The organism is Maricaulis sp. W15 (assembly GCF_001924955.1).
GTDB lineage: Bacteria > Pseudomonadota > Alphaproteobacteria > Caulobacterales > Maricaulaceae > Maricaulis > Maricaulis maris.
The window spans coordinates 460,161-474,840 of sequence record NZ_LQXG01000012.1 but is presented as its reverse complement, the minus strand read 5'-3'; the positions used below and the strand labels follow the sequence as shown (position 1 = coordinate 474,840).

The following is a 14,680-nucleotide window of genomic DNA, read 5'->3' as shown; positions in this document are numbered from 1 at the left end:
AGAGACAGAACATGACGCAAGCGCACCGCTGGTGGGACAAGATCGCCGAGAAATACTCGACCCAACCCATCGCGGACATCCCCGGCTGGGAACACAAGCTGGACCGGATCCGCAGCCATCTGACCCCGGACACCCGCATGCTGGAGTTCGGTTGCGGCACCGGCGGAAATGCCCGCCGTCTGGCACCCCATGCCGGGTCGATCCTGGCGACCGACCTGTCGGGCGAAATGTTGCGTATTGCCAAGGCCCGGGGGGACGAAAAGGGCTTGACCAATATCAGCTATGAGCGCGGCGATTTTCTAGAGCTCGACCTTCCGGCAGGTCAATTCGACATGGTCCTGGGGATGAGCATCCTGCACCTGCTCGACGACCGTCATGCGGCAATGGCCAAGGCGCGACAGCTGTTGAAGCCGGGCGGTCTTTTCATTACCAGCACGGCCTGCCTGCTGGACGGTTTCTGGTTCATGGTCCCCATCCTGCCGATCGGGCGAATGCTGGGCGCCTTTCCGCCGGTGAAGGCGTTTGGCGCCAAGACGCTGAAGCGCGAGATTGCCGATGCCGGCTTTGAGATCGAGTATGAATGGCGCGCCAAGCCGTCGGCGGCGCTCTTCATTGTCGCCCGCAAACCGGCTGGTTGACCGTTTTCACACGCAGGATTGCAGGACACACAGATGAGCCAACAGGACGCATCGGCCAGTGATGCCGTGGATGAAGCGCGCGGGTCCGGCTTTGCCGCCGAGCTGGAACGAGATCAGGCCCATCGCGAAAAGGCCAAGACGGTGCAGCCCTTGCGCCGCTTGCTGCCCTATATCACGCGCTATCCGGGATTGTTGGCAGCGTTTTCGGCCTTTCTGGTCCTCGCCTCCGGCCTGACCCTCGTCTTGCCGGCCGCCTTCCGCCTCGTGGTGGATTGCGGTTTCGCCGGCGATGTCCGGCCGGCGAGTTGCGGGACTCTGGGCGATGGCGGCGGTCTGGGCGTGTATTTCATGGCCGGCATGGCCGTCGCCGTCCTGCTCGGGCTCGCCAGCGCCTTTCGTTTCTACTTCATCAGCCGGCTCGGCGAGCGTGTGGTGGCGGATCTGCGCCGGGATGTCTTTGCCCACCTCCTGTCGCTCGATCCCGGCTTCTATGCCCGCACCCGGACGGGCGAGGTCCTGTCCCGCCTGACCACGGATACAACCCTGATCCAGACCGTGGTCGGCTCGTCGATCTCGGTCGCCCTGCGCACCGTTGCGACGACGACCGGGGCGCTGGTCCTGATGGTGGTGGTGAGCTGGCAGCTGGCGCTGCTGGTGCTGGCACTCGGCCCGCTCATGCTGGGACCGATCCTGCTCTTCGGGCGCCGCATCCAGCGCCTGTCCCGGGTCAGTCAGGACAATCTGGCCGACGCATCGGCGCGGGCCGGGGAGACCCTGCAGGCAATTGAAACCGTGCAGGCCTTCACCCGCGAAACCGAGGAGTCCACCCGTTTTGCAGATGCGGTGGAGATGACGTTCGGCGCTTCGATGCGCCGGATCGTCGTGCGCTCGATCATGACGGCCCTGATCTTCTCGGTCATTCTCACCGGCCTGATCGCGGTGTTGTGGTTCGGGGCGGTCCAGGTCCAGTCCGGCGCGATCACGCCGGGCGCGATGACCCAATTCGTCATGTATGCCTTCGTTGCGGTCAGCGGCGTTGCGATGCTGACGGAAACCTATACCGAGATGATGCGGGCGGCCGGTGCGACGGAACGCCTGATGGAATTGCTGGCGGCGCGGTCGACCCTGCCGGTGCGCGAGCCGGCCCTGCCGCTGGCCCAACCGGTACGCGGCGCCATCGGGTTTGACGCGGTCTCCTTTGCCTATCCACCGCGACCGCAGGACCCGGCGCTGCGTGATGTGTCCTTTTCCGTCGAGCCGGGCGAGACCGTCGCCATTGTCGGCCCGTCCGGTGCCGGCAAGAGCACATTGTTCCAGCTCTTGCTGCGCCTGTACGACCCACAGTCCGGGGAGGTCCGTCTTGACGGGGTCGATATCCGCGACCTCGATCCGCGCGCCGTGCGGCAGGAAATGGCAATCGTGCAGCAGAATGCGCCGCTTTTCTCCGGAAGCGTCGCCGACAATATCCGCTTTGGTCGCCCCGGTGCGTCTGATGCGGATGTCCGCGCTGCGGCGCAGGCCGCCAATGCTGACGGTTTCATCGCGGCCCTGCCGCAGGGCTATGACACGGCACTGGGCGAACGGGCGGCGACTCTGTCGGGCGGCCAGCGGCAACGCCTGGCCATTGCCCGGGCCATCCTGCGCGACGCGCCGGTGCTGCTGCTCGACGAGGCGACCAGCGCCCTCGATTCGGAAAGCGAGCAATTGATCCAGTCTGCCGTCGAACGCCTGTCCCAAGGACGCACCACGCTGGTCATCGCCCACCGCCTGGCCACGGTCCGCTCGGCGGACCGGATCATCGTGCTGGAAGATGGGTTGGTCGTCGATACAGGCCAGCATGAGGCTTTGCTGGCGCGCGGCGGCCTCTATGCCCGCTATGTCGAACTTCAGTTCGGCCAGGACGGCGCCACCGCCGATCGCTAGTCGGCCTTCGGCGTGGTCTTTCCGGGCTTTCTGGCGCTGGTTTTCCGGGCTGCGGGTTTGCGCGCGGCAGGTTTCTTTGCGGTCGTTTTCTTGGCCGTGGCCTTCGCAGACGCCTGTTTTTTCGGCGCCGGTTTGCGGGCCGCGGATTTAGTGGCGGGCCGAATATCTGCCGTGGAATCAGGACTGGGCGGTGTCGCCGCTTGGCCCTTGGGTGCATCGCTGCGCACCAGGACATTACGGCCTGGCGCCTCGCGGATGGGTTTCAGCTTGCCATCGCCGGGCGTGCGGGCCGGGACGTCGTCGCCGGAACGCTCGAACAGCCAGTCGCGCCAATCGCCCCACCAGGAGCCGGGATGTTCGGTGGCCCCATCAATCCATGCCTCGACCGTCTCGGGCAGGGCCTCATTGGTCCAGTATTGGTATTTCTTCGCGTCCGGGTGGTTGATGACGCCGGCGATGTGACCGGATCCCGCCATCATGAAGCGGGCTTCGCCGCCATAGAGCCGCGCCGCGCGATAGACGGACGGGTAGGGGGCGATGTGGTCGTCGCGTGAGGCCTGGATATAGACCGGTGTCTTGACCGCGCCGAGATCGAGCTTGTGTCCGCCCAGCTCCAGCTCGCCCTTGGCCAGACGGTTATTCTTGTAGAAATTGTCGAGATACCAGAGGTGCAGCGCCTTGGGCATGCGGGTCTGGTCGGCATTCCAGAACAGGAGGTCAAAGGCCTGAGGCTGGCGCCCGAGCAGGTAATTGTTGACCACGAAGGACCAGACCAGATCGTTCGAGCGCAGCAGGTTGAATGTGTCGGCCATGGAACGGCCATCGAGCACGCCGCCCTGGCTATCCATGATGCGCTCGATCTCCTTCATCCAGACGTCGTCAATGAAAAGCAGGAGATCACCCGCCTTTTCAAAATCGGATTGGGCGGCAAAGAAGGTGGCTGAGCCGATGCGGTCGGCCTGGCCTTCCGCTTCCAGCCACGCCAGGGCCGAGGACAACAGCGTGCCGGCGACGCAATAGCCGACCGCATTGACCGAGGTCTCTCCGGTTGTCGCCTCAATCGCGTGCAGTGCCGCGAACAGGCCTTCATGCATGTAGTCGTTGAAGGTCTTGTCCTTCAGCTCGGGACCGGGATTGACCCACGAAATCAGGAAGACGGTGAAACCCTGGTCGACCAGCCAGCGGATCATCGAGTTCTTCTCGCGCAGATCCATGATGTAGAATTTGTTGATCCAGGGCGGCGCGATCAGCAGTGGGCGCTGCTTCACGGTCTCGGTGGTCGGCGTGTACTGGATCAGCTCCATCAGCGCGTTTTCGAACACCACTTCGCCCGGCGCCGTCGCCATGTCGCGGCCGACCTGGAAACCGTCCATATCGGTCTGTTTGAGTGCCAACCGCCCGTCGCCTCCGGCCAGATCGTCGAGCAGGTTTTGCAGGCCGCGGGTCAGGTTCTCGCCCTGGCTCTGCATGGTCTCGCGCAGGACATCGGGATTGGTGAGGGCGAAATTGGTCGGCGACAGGGCGTCGGTCATTTGCCGCGTCAGGAATTCGACCTTGCGCTTGGTGCGATCATCAATGCCCTCGACACTGCCCACCAGGCCCATCAAGAAATGCTGGTTGAGGAGATAGGATTGTTTGATCGCGTCAAAGACCGGGTTTTCCGACCAGTCGGACGAGCGCCAGCGCTTGTCGCCGGCTTCCGGCTCGATCGCGGGCTTGGTCTCGGCCTCGCCAGCCATCACGCGCTTGCTGGTATTCGACCACAGATCGATATAGCCCTTCATCAGATCGGCCTGGGCGCGCATCATCAGGTCGGGCTGGGCGATGATCTGTTTCCAGACTTCCTGGAATTCCGGCGCCGAATGAAACGGGTCAGCGTTGGGCAGGACGGGGTCACCCTCAAGCGCCTTGCGCATAACATCGGACATCAGATGCTGCGATTTCAGCGAGGCCTGCATGAGATTGCGGGAGAGATGGTCGAGGGTCTCGAGTTCTTTCTCCGTCAACTCGCTCCAACCCGCCGCACCGGATCCGGCCTTGCCTTTGCCCGACTTGTCGCTCATGGCAGTCCCTTGTTATCAACGGGTGACTCAGACCCTTATCAGCGTATAGAAAGCGCGACGCGCGTCCAGCGCGAGGAGATCCCATGCAACATGTCCTGATCGCCGTGTCCATCACGCTGCTTGTCGGGGGCTGTGCAGTCGTCGACAGGCCGACGGAGAATGCCGGCAATCCGGATTGGGTTGAGGATCGCCTGGACCAGGCCGGGGATGGACGGCAGGCACCGGCGGTGGTACCGGTAACATCCATTCCCGCGGCGCAAACCAGCGCCATGGATGCCGAGGCTCGCCGGCTGCTTGCAGCACGCGCGGCCATGGCGGCCGAGGCCGAGCGCCGGGAAGCGGAAAACCGGCGTGGATCTCCAGAAGAATTCACGTCCGAAGGGCAGGCACGCACGCAGCCGCCCCAGCAATGAACAGGAAGTCTCCGACCGGACCCGATCCGGACGGTGTTTTGAGGAAGACGAGATGAGCGATACGCATGCCTTGACCAATCTGGCCTTCCAGGCCGTCCGAGCGGCTGAAAGCGCCGCTGTCGCCGCATCCGGCTGGATCGGTCGCGGTGAGAAGGAGCTGGCTGACCAGGCCGCCGTCGACGCTTTGCGTACCGGTCTCAACGCCATGCCGATGAAGGGCCGCATCGTGATCGGCGAGGGCGAGCGCGACGAGGCGCCGATGCTGTATATCGGCGAGGAAGTCGGCACCGGTGAAGGTCCGGAGATCGATATCGCCCTCGACCCGCTCGAAGGCACCTCCCTGACCGCCAAGGGTCAGGCCAATGCGCTGGTTCTGGTTTCCTTCGCGCTGCGCGGTGGTCTCCTGTATGCGCCGGACACCTATATGGACAAGATCGCAGTCGGGCCGGGCCTGCCTGCGGGCGTGGTCGATCTTGATGCGACGCCGGGCGACAATGTCCGCAATCTGGCCAAGGCCAAGGGCGTCGACGTCTCCGAGATCACCGTCTGCATCCTCGAACGCGAACGTCACCAGTATATCATCGATGGTGTGAAAGAGGCCGGTGGCCGTATCCGACTCATTCCCGATGGCGATGTGGCCGGTGGCATGGGCACGGCCGGTCTCGGCGCCGGTGTCGACATGTATATCGGCCAGGGCGGGGCACCGGAAGGCGTGCTGCTCGCTTCCGCGCTGCGCTGCATTGGTGGCCAGATGCAGGCCCGCCTGGTGTTCCGTAATGATGACGAACGCGCCCGTGCCGCCCGCACCGGTGTGACCGATCTCGACCGCAAATATGATGTTGCCGAGCTGGCGGCCAGCCATTGTCTCTTCGTCGCCGCCGGCGTCACCGATGGTGATCTGGTCGATGGTGTCCGCTTTGAGGGCGGTTCGGTGCACACGCATACGCTTTTGCTCGACTCAGCCGATCATTCGGTCCGCCGTATCCGGTCAGCCCGACCGGCGGCCTGATCGATGGTGTGATGCTTGACGACAATCCGACACTGACAAACGGCTCGCCTCCACTCCTGGGGGTGAGCCGTTCGCTTTCCGGCAAGCGCTGGCGGCTGCGTGAGACCGATGAGAGCGCCGTGGTCACCATTGCCCGCCAACAAGGTGTTCCGGATGCCCTGGCCCGTGTGATCGCGGCGCGCGGCATCACGGCGGAGGCAGCAGCCGGTTTTTTGACACCGCGTTTGCGGGACAGCTTTCCCGATCCGTCCGATTTCGCCGACATGGACAAGGCCGCAAGCCTGGTCTGGGACGCCATCGAGGCGCAGCGTCCGATGGCGGTATTCGCCGATTATGACGTCGATGGCGCGACCTCGGCGGCACAGTTGATCCGCTATTTCCGCCATTTTGACCGCACGGCGGATATCTATGTTCCGGATCGCATCGAGGAAGGCTATGGCCCTTCCGGTGCGGCGTTCGAGACCTTGCAGGCACGCGGCGCCGAACTGGTCATCACGGTCGATTGCGGTGCGGCCGCTCATGCGGCGCTGGAGCATGCGGCGGGAATCGGACTCGACGTCATTGTCATCGACCACCATCTGATGGACGCGGCGATGCCGCCGGCGGCGGCACTGGTCAATCCCAATCGATCCGACGACAAATCCGGGTGTGGCCATCTCGCCGCAGCGGGGGTGACCTTCATCTTCCTGGCCGCGCTCAATCGCGAGGGCAGGCGGCGTGGCACGATCACACCGAACAATGAACCCGACCTGCTCGATTGGATCGACCTGGCGGCCCTGGGCACGATTTGTGACGTCGTTCCGCTGACCGGGGTCAATCGCGCCATCACGGCGCAGGGCCTCAAGGCCATGGGGCGCTGGTCGCATCTCGGCCTGCGCTGCCTGGCCGAGGCGTCAGGTGTCGAGGGCGAGGCCAATACCTATCATGCCGGCTTTCTGATCGGTCCGCGCATCAATGCCGGCGGCCGTGTTGGCAAGTCCGATCTCGGGGCCACGCTCTTGACCACCGAAGATGAAGCGCTCGCCCGGCGGATCGCCGGGGAGCTTGATGCGCTGAATGCCGAGCGCCGCAGCATCGAAGCCGATGTGCAGGAAGCGGCATTGGCGCAATTGGAGGGCCAGGCCAGTGAGCGCGCCATCCTGGTCGCGGCCGGCGAGGGTTGGCATCCCGGCGTGATCGGCGTGGTCGCCGGGCGTCTGAAAGAGAAATTCGACAAGCCGGTCATCGTGATCGGGCTGGATCGCGCGGCCTCACCGCCGATCGGCAAGGGGTCCGGGCGCTCAGTGCCCGGGGTCAATCTCGGCGGCGCCATTGCCGCCGCGCGCGATGCCGGCCTGTTGCTGTCGGGCGGCGGTCACGCCATGGCTGGCGGGTTGAGCATCGACCCGGACCGGATTACCGAGCTGGTCGCCTATCTTGACGACAGGCTGGCGCCGGAACTCGCCGCAGCGGCAGATGAGATGGCATTGCGGGCCGATGGCGTTCTGACTGCTGGCGGGATCACGACGGAACTGGCGCAATTGCTCGAACGGGCGGCGCCCTTCGGCCAGGGCAATGCCGAACCGCGCTTTGTGCTGCCGCGCATGCGGGTCAGCTTCGCCAAACGGGTCGGCACCGATCATGTCCGGTTTACGCTGGGTGATCTCGACGGGCGGCGGGTTGATGGCATTTGTTTTCGCTGCGCCGAAACCCCGATTGGCGAGGCCCTGCTGGCCGCCGGGCCGGGCTTGTTCCATGCCTTCGGTCGTCTTAAGCTGGACACTTGGCAGGGTCGGGAACGGGTGCAGCTGCACTTGGAGGACCTCGCGACTGCAGCGGAATGAGATTTTACAGAAATCCCGCTTGCAAGGTCGCTCAGGCTTTTCTATACGACGGCCCTCACATCGCTGCGGTCCCTTCGTCTATCGGTTAGGACGCCAGGTTTTCAACCTGGAAAGAGGGGTTCGATTCCCCTAGGGACTGCCACGATGTTCCTCCCCATACAGAGCGATCCGACCCTGAACCCGGTCGCAAGTCCGGCGCCGGTTTGCCTTGGTGCAGGGTGCGGGCTATAGGCCCACACCGAACAGTGAGCGGAGAGTGGGGCATGGCCCATCTGTCGACCAAATCCTATGGCAATGAGCGCGGACTGTCCTGCTGTTCGCGGCAATGGGCGGCGGACAGTCATTGCGCACTCCTGCACGGTTACTCCTTCGGATTCCATTTCGTCTTCGCCGCTGAACAGCTCGACAAGCGCGGCTGGGTGCTCGATTTCGGCAGGGGTGGTTTCGGGCCGATCAAGGATTGGCTTCATGAGATGTTCGACCACACGCTTCTTGTCGCCGAGGACGATCCGGAACGGCCCGTCCTGGAAGCGCTGGGCGAGCGCGGCCTGGCGCGCGTGCGCATCGTGCAGGGCACCAGCTGCGAGCGGATGGCGGAACTTGCCTTCCACAAGGCCTCCGAGATCGTCCGCGCGGCGACCGGCGGGCGTTGCTGGGTCGAGTCGGTGGAATGTTCTGAGCACGCGTCCAATTCGGCCATCTACCGGTCGTCGGCGGCCATGGCACAGCTTGCCGAGGCGGAACGGCTGCAGGCCGAACTCTCCGGCGACTGATTCGTTTTCACCGGATTTGCCACCACCGGCTGACCGTCGAACAGGCAAATCCATGCGCACACGAACCGGTTTTTGTCGAATGTGAACGCTGTTAGCTGCTCAAGAAATTCGCTTTAAACGCGAATTTTGCAGATTACCAAACTGTCATGAAAACCGCATCAGATAGCGGTCGAAATTTGTCTATACCTCAACATGTTGTGGTAATCTTGCTGCGACTGGCTCTCACTATCAAGATTTAGCGGAAGTTTCAAGCAACCAATCGTCGCTTTCATCTTCTCTTAACATGTCATTTTGTGTGACAATCCTTCGCTTGAGGGTTGTTTTAGCGAGTGACAAGATGGTTTTGGCTCACGAAGTCTTTGAAGACACAGAGATGCTTGAGCTCGAAGGCCGGGTAAAATGGTATGATCCAGCTCGGGGCTACGGGTTCATTGATGCAAGTGACGGGCAGGGGGACATCCTCCTTCATGCCAGTTGCCTTCGACGGTTCGGCCAAGGGCCGGCCCTGCCCAACGCGAAAATTCTCTGCAAGGCTGTTCAAGGCGACAAGGGTCGGCAGGCGGTCGAGTTGATGGCGATGACGGGTGGCGATGCCGAGGCGGAATCCCGCCCACGCCGTTTCCATCCCTATGCCGTGGTCAACACGCCGTTTTGTGAGGCCGTTGTGAAATGGTTCGACGCCTTGCGCGGCTATGGCTTCGTGACCTGCGATGATGTCGAGGGTGATGTCTTCCTGCATGCGGCCACACTGCGGCGGGCGGGTCTGGACGATATCCAGCCGGGTGACCGGCTCGAAGTGCGTTGCGTGGAAGGTCCCAAGGGGGCGCTGGCGGCGGAAATCAAGGTCGCCGGCCTGTCGTGAACAAGCGCGGACCGGGGCAGAAGGCCCGGTCCTGTTTGCCCGGCTCTGCCTGACGCTGCCCCTGCTTGTGATTGAGCGTTGCGCACGAACCGGTGCGCCGCTAGCTTCGGCGCATGCGAAACCTGATCCTTTCCGGCCTTCTGGCTCTTGGTCTTGCTGACGCCGCCTCGGCGCAGCAGACCGACCCGCAAACCAATCAAGATCCGACCGCCCGGGATGCGAGCATCGAATTCGGTGGTCCCGATCCTGTGCGCATCGTGACCGCGCGCGGCGATGAGTATGAGATCATGGCAGAAATTGCCGCGACGCCGGCCCAGATGGAGCGCGGGCTGATGTGGCGCGAGGCGGTCGAGCCGGGCACCGGCATGCTGTTCCACTACGAACCGGCACAGCCGGCTTCGATGTGGATGCGCCATACCCTGGTTGACCTCGACATTGTCTATATCGACCCGGCCGGCGTGGTCGTGAAGATCATCGCCTACGCGCAAGCCGAATCGCTGCGCAGCCTGTCGTCGGATGCGACCGTGGCCGGTGTGCTGGAATTGGGAGCCGGTCAGGCGATCGAGATGGGATTACGTCCCGGCGATATCGTGCATCATCCCTTTTTTGACACGGTTGAGGTCGAGGCGGCTGCGTTGGACGACGCGCCTGCTGCAGAGGAAAGCGCCGACGAGGCGCAGTAGGCTTGCCTTAATCGGGCGGCGCTTACATAAGGGCATCAAGTCGGGGCGTGGCGCAGTCTGGTAGCGCATTCGCTTTGGGAGCGAAGGGTCGCAAGTTCGAATCTTGCCGCCCCGACCATTTGCCGTTGACGTGATCAGCCCTGTGCTCCGGGCCGGTCGAGGGTTTGATTGGGAGAGGCGAATGTTCGCGAAGATCTACCGTCCCGCACGCAATGCCATGCAATCAGGTCGCGGCAAGACCAAGAGATGGGTCCTGGAATTCTCGCCGGAAATGGCCAAGCGCCCGGATCCGCTGATGGGCTGGACGTCTTCGTCCGACATGCGCGGTCAGATCAAACTCAATTTCGACAGCCAGGATGACGCGGTGGCCTATGCCAAACGTCAGGGCATTCCCTTCCAGGTCGTCGAACCGCAAGAGCCCAAGCGCTACGCCAAATCCTATTCCGACAATTTCTCGGCGACCCGCAAACAGCCTTGGTCGCACTAGCGCCTGCGCGCCTGATTTCAGCTTCCGTAGCTCAACCGGATAGAGCGCCCGCCTTCTAAGCGGATGGTTGCAGGTTCGAGTCCTGCCGGAAGCGCCAGCCTTTCTTTTTGTTCCCGTTCCGCACGACCCGAGCCCGTCATCGATTCCGGTGCCGGGGTCGATGCTCACATGGAACGCGCTCAGGGCTGTGGTCTGGGCGCTTGATTGATCTTTGATCTCGCGGCAGTTCGCTGCGCGAACGCCACCGAGGGGCGGGCTGACCGCCCGGCGCTTGGACGCACTTGCGAACCCTGCGGGTTCGAATTGGCGGCGCGCCCGATCAATATCGCGGTCAGCCGGGATCCGCCGCTAGCCAGGCGTGTCCGCGGACTCGCGGCGATAGGCAAACATGTGGGCGACATAATCCGCCTTGCCCAGCTCGACGCCCTGTTGGCGCAGGATCGCGTAGGCCATCGTGATGTGGAAGTAGAATTGCGGCAGGGCCCAATCCCGCACATAGGTCGCACCGTCGAAATCGAAGGCCAGGCCGATCGGCAGCTCGAGAGCGAGCGGGCGGTCGCCACCTGCGTCCATTTCCTCTGGGACAAAGGAGTCCAGGGCCGCCAGAGCCTCGTCGATCCGTTGCAGTGCGTCGGCCATGGTTCCCGGCCTGTCGCCGCCCTGCCGGCCTTCCTCGAGCAGAATATCGAGCTCTGCGGGAAAGTCCTGGTGACACAGACGGTGACCGCCCTCGTGGGCCTGCAGGCAGGCAAAGCGGATCTGTGTCGTCAACGGAAACATGTCCGGCGCCAGGCGTGCAGCCATCAGCGCGTCGGGGTTGTCGACCTGGTCACGCGCCTTTTCGAGCCAAGCGGCGAGGCCCTTGAGCATTTGCGTGTAGGTGCGAAGCAAAATTCCGCTGGGTGTCATCGTCATGGATTGGGATCTGTTGTTAATGGCGAGGTGGATCGGTTGCGATAACCGGCTTTCAGGTCGCTGCCTTAAATCCGCGTTCCAGATCCGCGATCAAATCTTCCGGTGCTTCCAGGCCGATCGACAGGCGGATCAGCGCGCCGTCATGCTTATGTTCGGTCTTGCTGCGCTTCAATTGCGGGTCGCAATGGATGGCGAGGCTTTCATAGCCGCCCCAGGAAAAGCCCATGCCGAACACCTCCAGCGCGTCGAGGAAGCGTTCTGATGTGGCAATGTCCCAGCCGGGGACCTCAAAGGCGAACAGGCCGCAAGCGCCGGTGAAGTCGCGCTTGAAAATGGCGTGATCTGGATGGTCGGGCCGGGCCGGGTGGCGGATCGCACCGACGTCATCGCGGGCCGCCAGCCAATCGGCGATGGCCAGGCTGCTCTCGGCACTGCGCTGCATGCGAACACCCATCGAGCGCAGCCCGCGCAGGGCGAGATAGGCGTCATCGGGTCCGGTATGGAAGCCGAAGGCGCGTTCGGTGGTCTGCAGGCGCTGGAACAGGGCCTCGTCGCGCGCCACCACAGCGCCCATCAACAGGTCGGAATGACCGCCGACATATTTGGTCAGCGCCTGGACGGCATAATCGACGCCGAGCTGCAGCGGTTTCAGGGTCAGGCCGGCGCTCCAGGTGTCGTCGATAATGGTAATGACACCCTTGTCGCGTGCGATTTTGGCGATCGCCGGCACGTCCTGTAATTCCATGGTCAGCGAGCCGGGGCTTTCCAGCAGGATGGCCTGGGTCTTGTCCGTGATGAGATCGCCGATTTCCGCGCCCATGCGCGGCGCAAAGAAGCGCGTCGTGACACCAAAGCGCGCCAGCTGGGTCAGCAGGAAATTGCGTACGGGACCGTAGATGCAATCGGCAGCCAAGACCTCGCCACCGGCTTCGGTCGCGGCCAGGATGGACAGCGTGTTGGCCATCAGGCCGGAGGAGGTGAGGGCACAGCCTGCGCCCCCTTGCAACTCGGTCAGTGCCCCGCGCAGCGCGTCATGGGTTTCAAGGCCGATGCGGCCGTAATGCTTGCGGCCCGGCGGGAAGTCGTAGAGTGCCGACGCTGAAGGGGCGAGCATGGTCGAGCCGCGCGCCACCGACGGATTGACCTGGCCGCGCTCATCATGGGGTCGGCCGAGGCGGGTGAGTTTGGTCTCGTCTTTCATGGCGTCATGCTTCCGGTTCAATTGCGGTGTCGGGACGGCTGCCCCATTCGCTCCAGGACCCGTCATAGACCGCCGACTCCTTGCCCAGACAATCCAGTGCCAGCGACAGAATGCAAGCCGTCACCCCAGAGCCGCAGCTGGTGATGACCGGTTTGTCGAGATCAATGCCGACATCCCGGAACGCTTCGGCGCTGACCCGCAAACGACCGTCCGGGTGCAACAGGGTGGTAAAAGGCAGGTTGTGGGCGCCGGGCATGTGGCCGCTGCGCATGCCTTCGCGCGGCTCGGGAGTGCGGGCGGAAAAGCGGGCCTCGCCGCGCGCGTCAAGAATCTGCCGCTCGCCCGACGCAATCGCGGCCGCGACCGCCACCCTGTCAGCGACCCGTTGCGGACAGAAACGCGCCTGGAAATCGCCCTCCGGCCATGTCGGCTCAATCGTGTCGGCAATGGGTCCACCGGCAACGGCCCACGCGGGCAAACCGCCATCCAGGACCGCAACATCATCATGGCCCATGGCGCGAAACATCCACCAGACCCGGGCGGCGCTGAACAGGCCGTAGCGATCATAGATGATCAGGCGTGAGGTGTTGTTGAGGCCCAATGCCCGGGCGTGGGCGGTGAACGTGTCGGCGTCCGGCAACATGTGCGGCAGCGGGTTGGCGCTGTCTTTCACCGTATCGATATCAAAGCGCCGACTGCCGCGGACATGACCGTCTGCGCCGGTTCGGGGACCGCCGGGAAAGGTCCAACTGCCATCCAGAAAGACCGTGTCCGGATCATCAAGCCGAGCCAGGGCCTCAGCAGCGGTGATGAGCGCGCGGGTCATCAGGCCAGCCAGGCCGGCACGGGCAGACCCTTCTCGCGCAGGAAGTCGGGATTGTAGAGTTTGGACTGATAGCGCCCGCCATGATCACACAATATGGTCACGATGGTGTGGCCGGGACCAAGGTCGCGGGCCATGTGCATGGCGCCGGCGATATTCACGCCGGACGAGCCGCCAAGGCAGAGCCCCGCATGCTGGACCAGGTCGAAGAGGAGCGGCAGGGCCTCGTCATCATTGATGCGATAGGCCCGGTCGACAACCGTCCCGTCCAGATTGGCGGTGACCCGGCTCTGGCCGATGCCTTCAGTGATCGAAGTCCCTTCGGATTTCAGTTCGCCGTGCTTGTAATAGCCATAGAGCGCCGCGCCGCCGGGGTCGGCAATGCCGATCTGGATGTCGTCGCGCTTGGCCTTGAGCGCCTTGGAAAGCCCGCCCAGCGTCCCGCCGGACCCGACGGCGCAGATGAAACCGTCCAGCTTGCCACCGGTCTGTTCCCAGATTTCCCGGGCGGTGGTGTCGGCATGGAAATCGCGATTGGCGGTATTGTCGAACTGGTTGGCCCAGATCGCCCCGTTCGGCTCGCTCTTGTCGAGCTGCGCCGCGAGTGCCCCCGAATAGCGGGCATAATGATTGGGATTGGCGTAGGGTACGGCGTCAACCTCGATCAGTTCGGCGCCGAGCAGCCGGATCGCATCCTTCTTTTCCTTGGACTGGGTGCGCGGGAAGACGATGACCACGCGATAGCCCAGTGCGGCACCGACCAGGGCGAGGCCGATACCGGTATTGCCGGCCGTGCCTTCGACGATCGTGCCACCGGGCCGCAGAGCACCGCTGGCCTCGGCGGCACGAATGATGCCGAGCGCCGCGCGGTCCTTGATCGAGCCGCCCGGATTGAGGAATTCGGCCTTGCCGAGGATTTCACATCCCGTCGCCTCCGAGGCCGCCTTGAGGCGCAGGAGCGGCGTGTTTCCAATCAGGTCGATGACATTGCGGGCAGCTGGCACGGTTCGTCTCCTGAAATTGCGCGGTCCGGACTCATCTGGGTTTCGCGGATGGTGAATTAAATG

The 14,680-nt window shown here is 63.6% G+C and carries 14 protein-coding genes and 3 tRNA genes; 12 read left to right on the top strand and 5 right to left on the bottom strand.

Annotation, left to right across the window (positions count from 1 at the left end):
* Nucleotides 1-11 precede the first annotated feature (11 nt).
* Both AWH62_RS07675 and AWH62_RS07670 read left to right on the top strand, forming a co-directional pair.
* A complete protein-coding gene (locus tag AWH62_RS07675; RefSeq protein WP_075189878.1) occupies nucleotides 12-638 on the top strand; it encodes a bifunctional 2-polyprenyl-6-hydroxyphenol methylase/3-demethylubiquinol 3-O-methyltransferase UbiG in 627 nt (208 codons plus the stop codon).
* A 33-nt stretch (nucleotides 639-671) separates the two neighbouring features.
* Nucleotides 672-2,561: an ABC transporter transmembrane domain-containing protein gene (locus tag AWH62_RS07670; RefSeq protein ID WP_075189877.1), complete on the top strand. Its 1,890-nt coding sequence runs from the start codon at nucleotides 672-674 to the stop codon at nucleotides 2,559-2,561.
* Here the strand turns inward: AWH62_RS07670 and phaC are convergent.
* The gene (gene phaC / locus AWH62_RS07665; protein ID WP_075189876.1) at nucleotides 2,558-4,624 is read right to left on the bottom strand and encodes a class I poly(R)-hydroxyalkanoic acid synthase; all 2,067 of its coding nucleotides are present in this window, start codon (nucleotides 4,622-4,624) and stop codon (nucleotides 2,558-2,560) included. The genes AWH62_RS07670 and phaC overlap by 4 nt on opposite strands.
* An 83-nt stretch (nucleotides 4,625-4,707) precedes the next feature.
* Between phaC and AWH62_RS07660 the strand changes: the two genes are divergently transcribed.
* The 10 genes from AWH62_RS07660 to AWH62_RS07615 all read left to right on the top strand — a co-directional run bounded on the left by AWH62_RS07660 (nucleotide 4,708) and on the right by AWH62_RS07615 (nucleotide 10,771).
* On the top strand, nucleotides 4,708-5,037 hold the full coding sequence (locus AWH62_RS07660; RefSeq protein WP_075189875.1) for a hypothetical protein: 330 nt from the start codon (nucleotides 4,708-4,710) through the stop codon (nucleotides 5,035-5,037).
* 52 nt (nucleotides 5,038-5,089) lie between these two features.
* Nucleotides 5,090-6,046 carry a class II fructose-bisphosphatase gene (glpX, locus tag AWH62_RS07655; RefSeq protein ID WP_075189874.1) on the top strand — a complete coding sequence of 319 codons (957 nt, stop codon included), beginning with the start codon at nucleotides 5,090-5,092 and terminating at the stop codon, nucleotides 6,044-6,046.
* An 11-nt stretch (nucleotides 6,047-6,057) separates the two neighbouring features.
* Entirely contained in the window at nucleotides 6,058-7,869 is a 1,812-nt protein-coding gene (gene recJ, locus AWH62_RS07650) for a single-stranded-DNA-specific exonuclease RecJ (RefSeq protein ID WP_075189873.1), read from the top strand.
* Nucleotides 7,870-7,936: 67 nt separating this feature from the next.
* Nucleotides 7,937-8,011 (top strand) — tRNA-Glu (locus tag AWH62_RS07645).
* A 121-nt stretch (nucleotides 8,012-8,132) separates the two neighbouring features.
* The gene (locus tag AWH62_RS07640; RefSeq protein ID WP_075189872.1) at nucleotides 8,133-8,642 is read left to right on the top strand and encodes a 6-carboxytetrahydropterin synthase; all 510 of its coding nucleotides are present in this window, start codon (nucleotides 8,133-8,135) and stop codon (nucleotides 8,640-8,642) included.
* A 373-nt stretch (nucleotides 8,643-9,015) separates the two neighbouring features.
* A complete protein-coding gene (locus tag AWH62_RS07635) occupies nucleotides 9,016-9,504 on the top strand; it encodes a cold-shock protein (protein WP_158025584.1) in 489 nt (162 codons plus the stop codon).
* Between the two features lie 113 nt (nucleotides 9,505-9,617).
* Nucleotides 9,618-10,187 carry a DUF192 domain-containing protein gene (locus AWH62_RS07630; protein ID WP_075189870.1) on the top strand — a complete coding sequence of 190 codons (570 nt, stop codon included), beginning with the start codon at nucleotides 9,618-9,620 and terminating at the stop codon, nucleotides 10,185-10,187.
* 41 nt (nucleotides 10,188-10,228) lie between these two features.
* Nucleotides 10,229-10,305 (top strand) — tRNA-Pro (locus AWH62_RS07625).
* Nucleotides 10,306-10,368: 63 nt separating this feature from the next.
* Nucleotides 10,369-10,674, top strand: coding sequence for an ETC complex I subunit (locus AWH62_RS07620; protein WP_075189869.1), 306 nt, complete (start codon nucleotides 10,369-10,371; stop codon nucleotides 10,672-10,674).
* A 20-nt stretch (nucleotides 10,675-10,694) separates the two neighbouring features.
* A tRNA-Arg gene (locus AWH62_RS07615) sits at nucleotides 10,695-10,771 on the top strand.
* 251 nt (nucleotides 10,772-11,022) lie between these two features.
* Here AWH62_RS07615 and AWH62_RS07610 read toward each other — a convergent pair.
* The 4 genes from AWH62_RS07610 to AWH62_RS07595 are packed head-to-tail and all read right to left on the bottom strand — an operon-like array spanning nucleotide 11,023 to nucleotide 14,617.
* Nucleotides 11,023-11,589, bottom strand: coding sequence for a DUF1993 family protein (locus tag AWH62_RS07610; protein WP_198928869.1), 567 nt, complete (start codon nucleotides 11,587-11,589; stop codon nucleotides 11,023-11,025).
* Between the two features lie 52 nt (nucleotides 11,590-11,641).
* The gene (metC, locus tag AWH62_RS07605) at nucleotides 11,642-12,790 is read right to left on the bottom strand and encodes a cystathionine beta-lyase (protein WP_075189868.1); all 1,149 of its coding nucleotides are present in this window, start codon (nucleotides 12,788-12,790) and stop codon (nucleotides 11,642-11,644) included.
* Between the two features lie 4 nt (nucleotides 12,791-12,794).
* On the bottom strand, nucleotides 12,795-13,616 hold the full coding sequence (locus tag AWH62_RS07600; RefSeq protein ID WP_075189867.1) for a sulfurtransferase: 822 nt from the start codon (nucleotides 13,614-13,616) through the stop codon (nucleotides 12,795-12,797).
* Nucleotides 13,616-14,617: a cysteine synthase A gene (locus tag AWH62_RS07595; RefSeq protein WP_075189866.1), complete on the bottom strand. Its 1,002-nt coding sequence runs from the start codon at nucleotides 14,615-14,617 to the stop codon at nucleotides 13,616-13,618. Before AWH62_RS07595 ends, AWH62_RS07600 begins: the two co-directional genes overlap by 1 nt.
* Nucleotides 14,618-14,680 lie beyond the last annotated feature (63 nt).

Coding starts and splice junctions, on each gene's coding strand:
- AWH62_RS07640 (WP_075189872.1), top strand. CDS start 8,133: ATGGCCCATCTGTCGACCAAATCCTATGGCAATGAGCGCGGACTGTCC.
- AWH62_RS07670 (WP_075189877.1), top strand. CDS start 672: ATGAGCCAACAGGACGCATCGGCCAGTGATGCCGTGGATGAAGCGCGC.
- AWH62_RS07610 (WP_198928869.1), bottom strand. CDS start 11,589: ATGACGATGACACCCAGCGGAATTTTGCTTCGCACCTACACGCAAATG.
- AWH62_RS07600 (WP_075189867.1), bottom strand. CDS start 13,616: ATGACCCGCGCGCTCATCACCGCTGCTGAGGCCCTGGCTCGGCTTGAT.
- AWH62_RS07660 (WP_075189875.1), top strand. CDS start 4,708: ATGCAACATGTCCTGATCGCCGTGTCCATCACGCTGCTTGTCGGGGGC.
- AWH62_RS07630 (WP_075189870.1), top strand. CDS start 9,618: ATGCGAAACCTGATCCTTTCCGGCCTTCTGGCTCTTGGTCTTGCTGAC.
- metC (WP_075189868.1), bottom strand. CDS start 12,790: ATGAAAGACGAGACCAAACTCACCCGCCTCGGCCGACCCCATGATGAG.
- AWH62_RS07675 (WP_075189878.1), top strand. CDS start 12: ATGACGCAAGCGCACCGCTGGTGGGACAAGATCGCCGAGAAATACTCG.
- glpX (WP_075189874.1), top strand. CDS start 5,090: ATGAGCGATACGCATGCCTTGACCAATCTGGCCTTCCAGGCCGTCCGA.
- recJ (WP_075189873.1), top strand. CDS start 6,058: ATGCTTGACGACAATCCGACACTGACAAACGGCTCGCCTCCACTCCTG.
- phaC (WP_075189876.1), bottom strand. CDS start 4,624: ATGAGCGACAAGTCGGGCAAAGGCAAGGCCGGATCCGGTGCGGCGGGT.
- AWH62_RS07620 (WP_075189869.1), top strand. CDS start 10,369: ATGTTCGCGAAGATCTACCGTCCCGCACGCAATGCCATGCAATCAGGT.
- AWH62_RS07635 (WP_158025584.1), top strand. CDS start 9,016: ATGCTTGAGCTCGAAGGCCGGGTAAAATGGTATGATCCAGCTCGGGGC.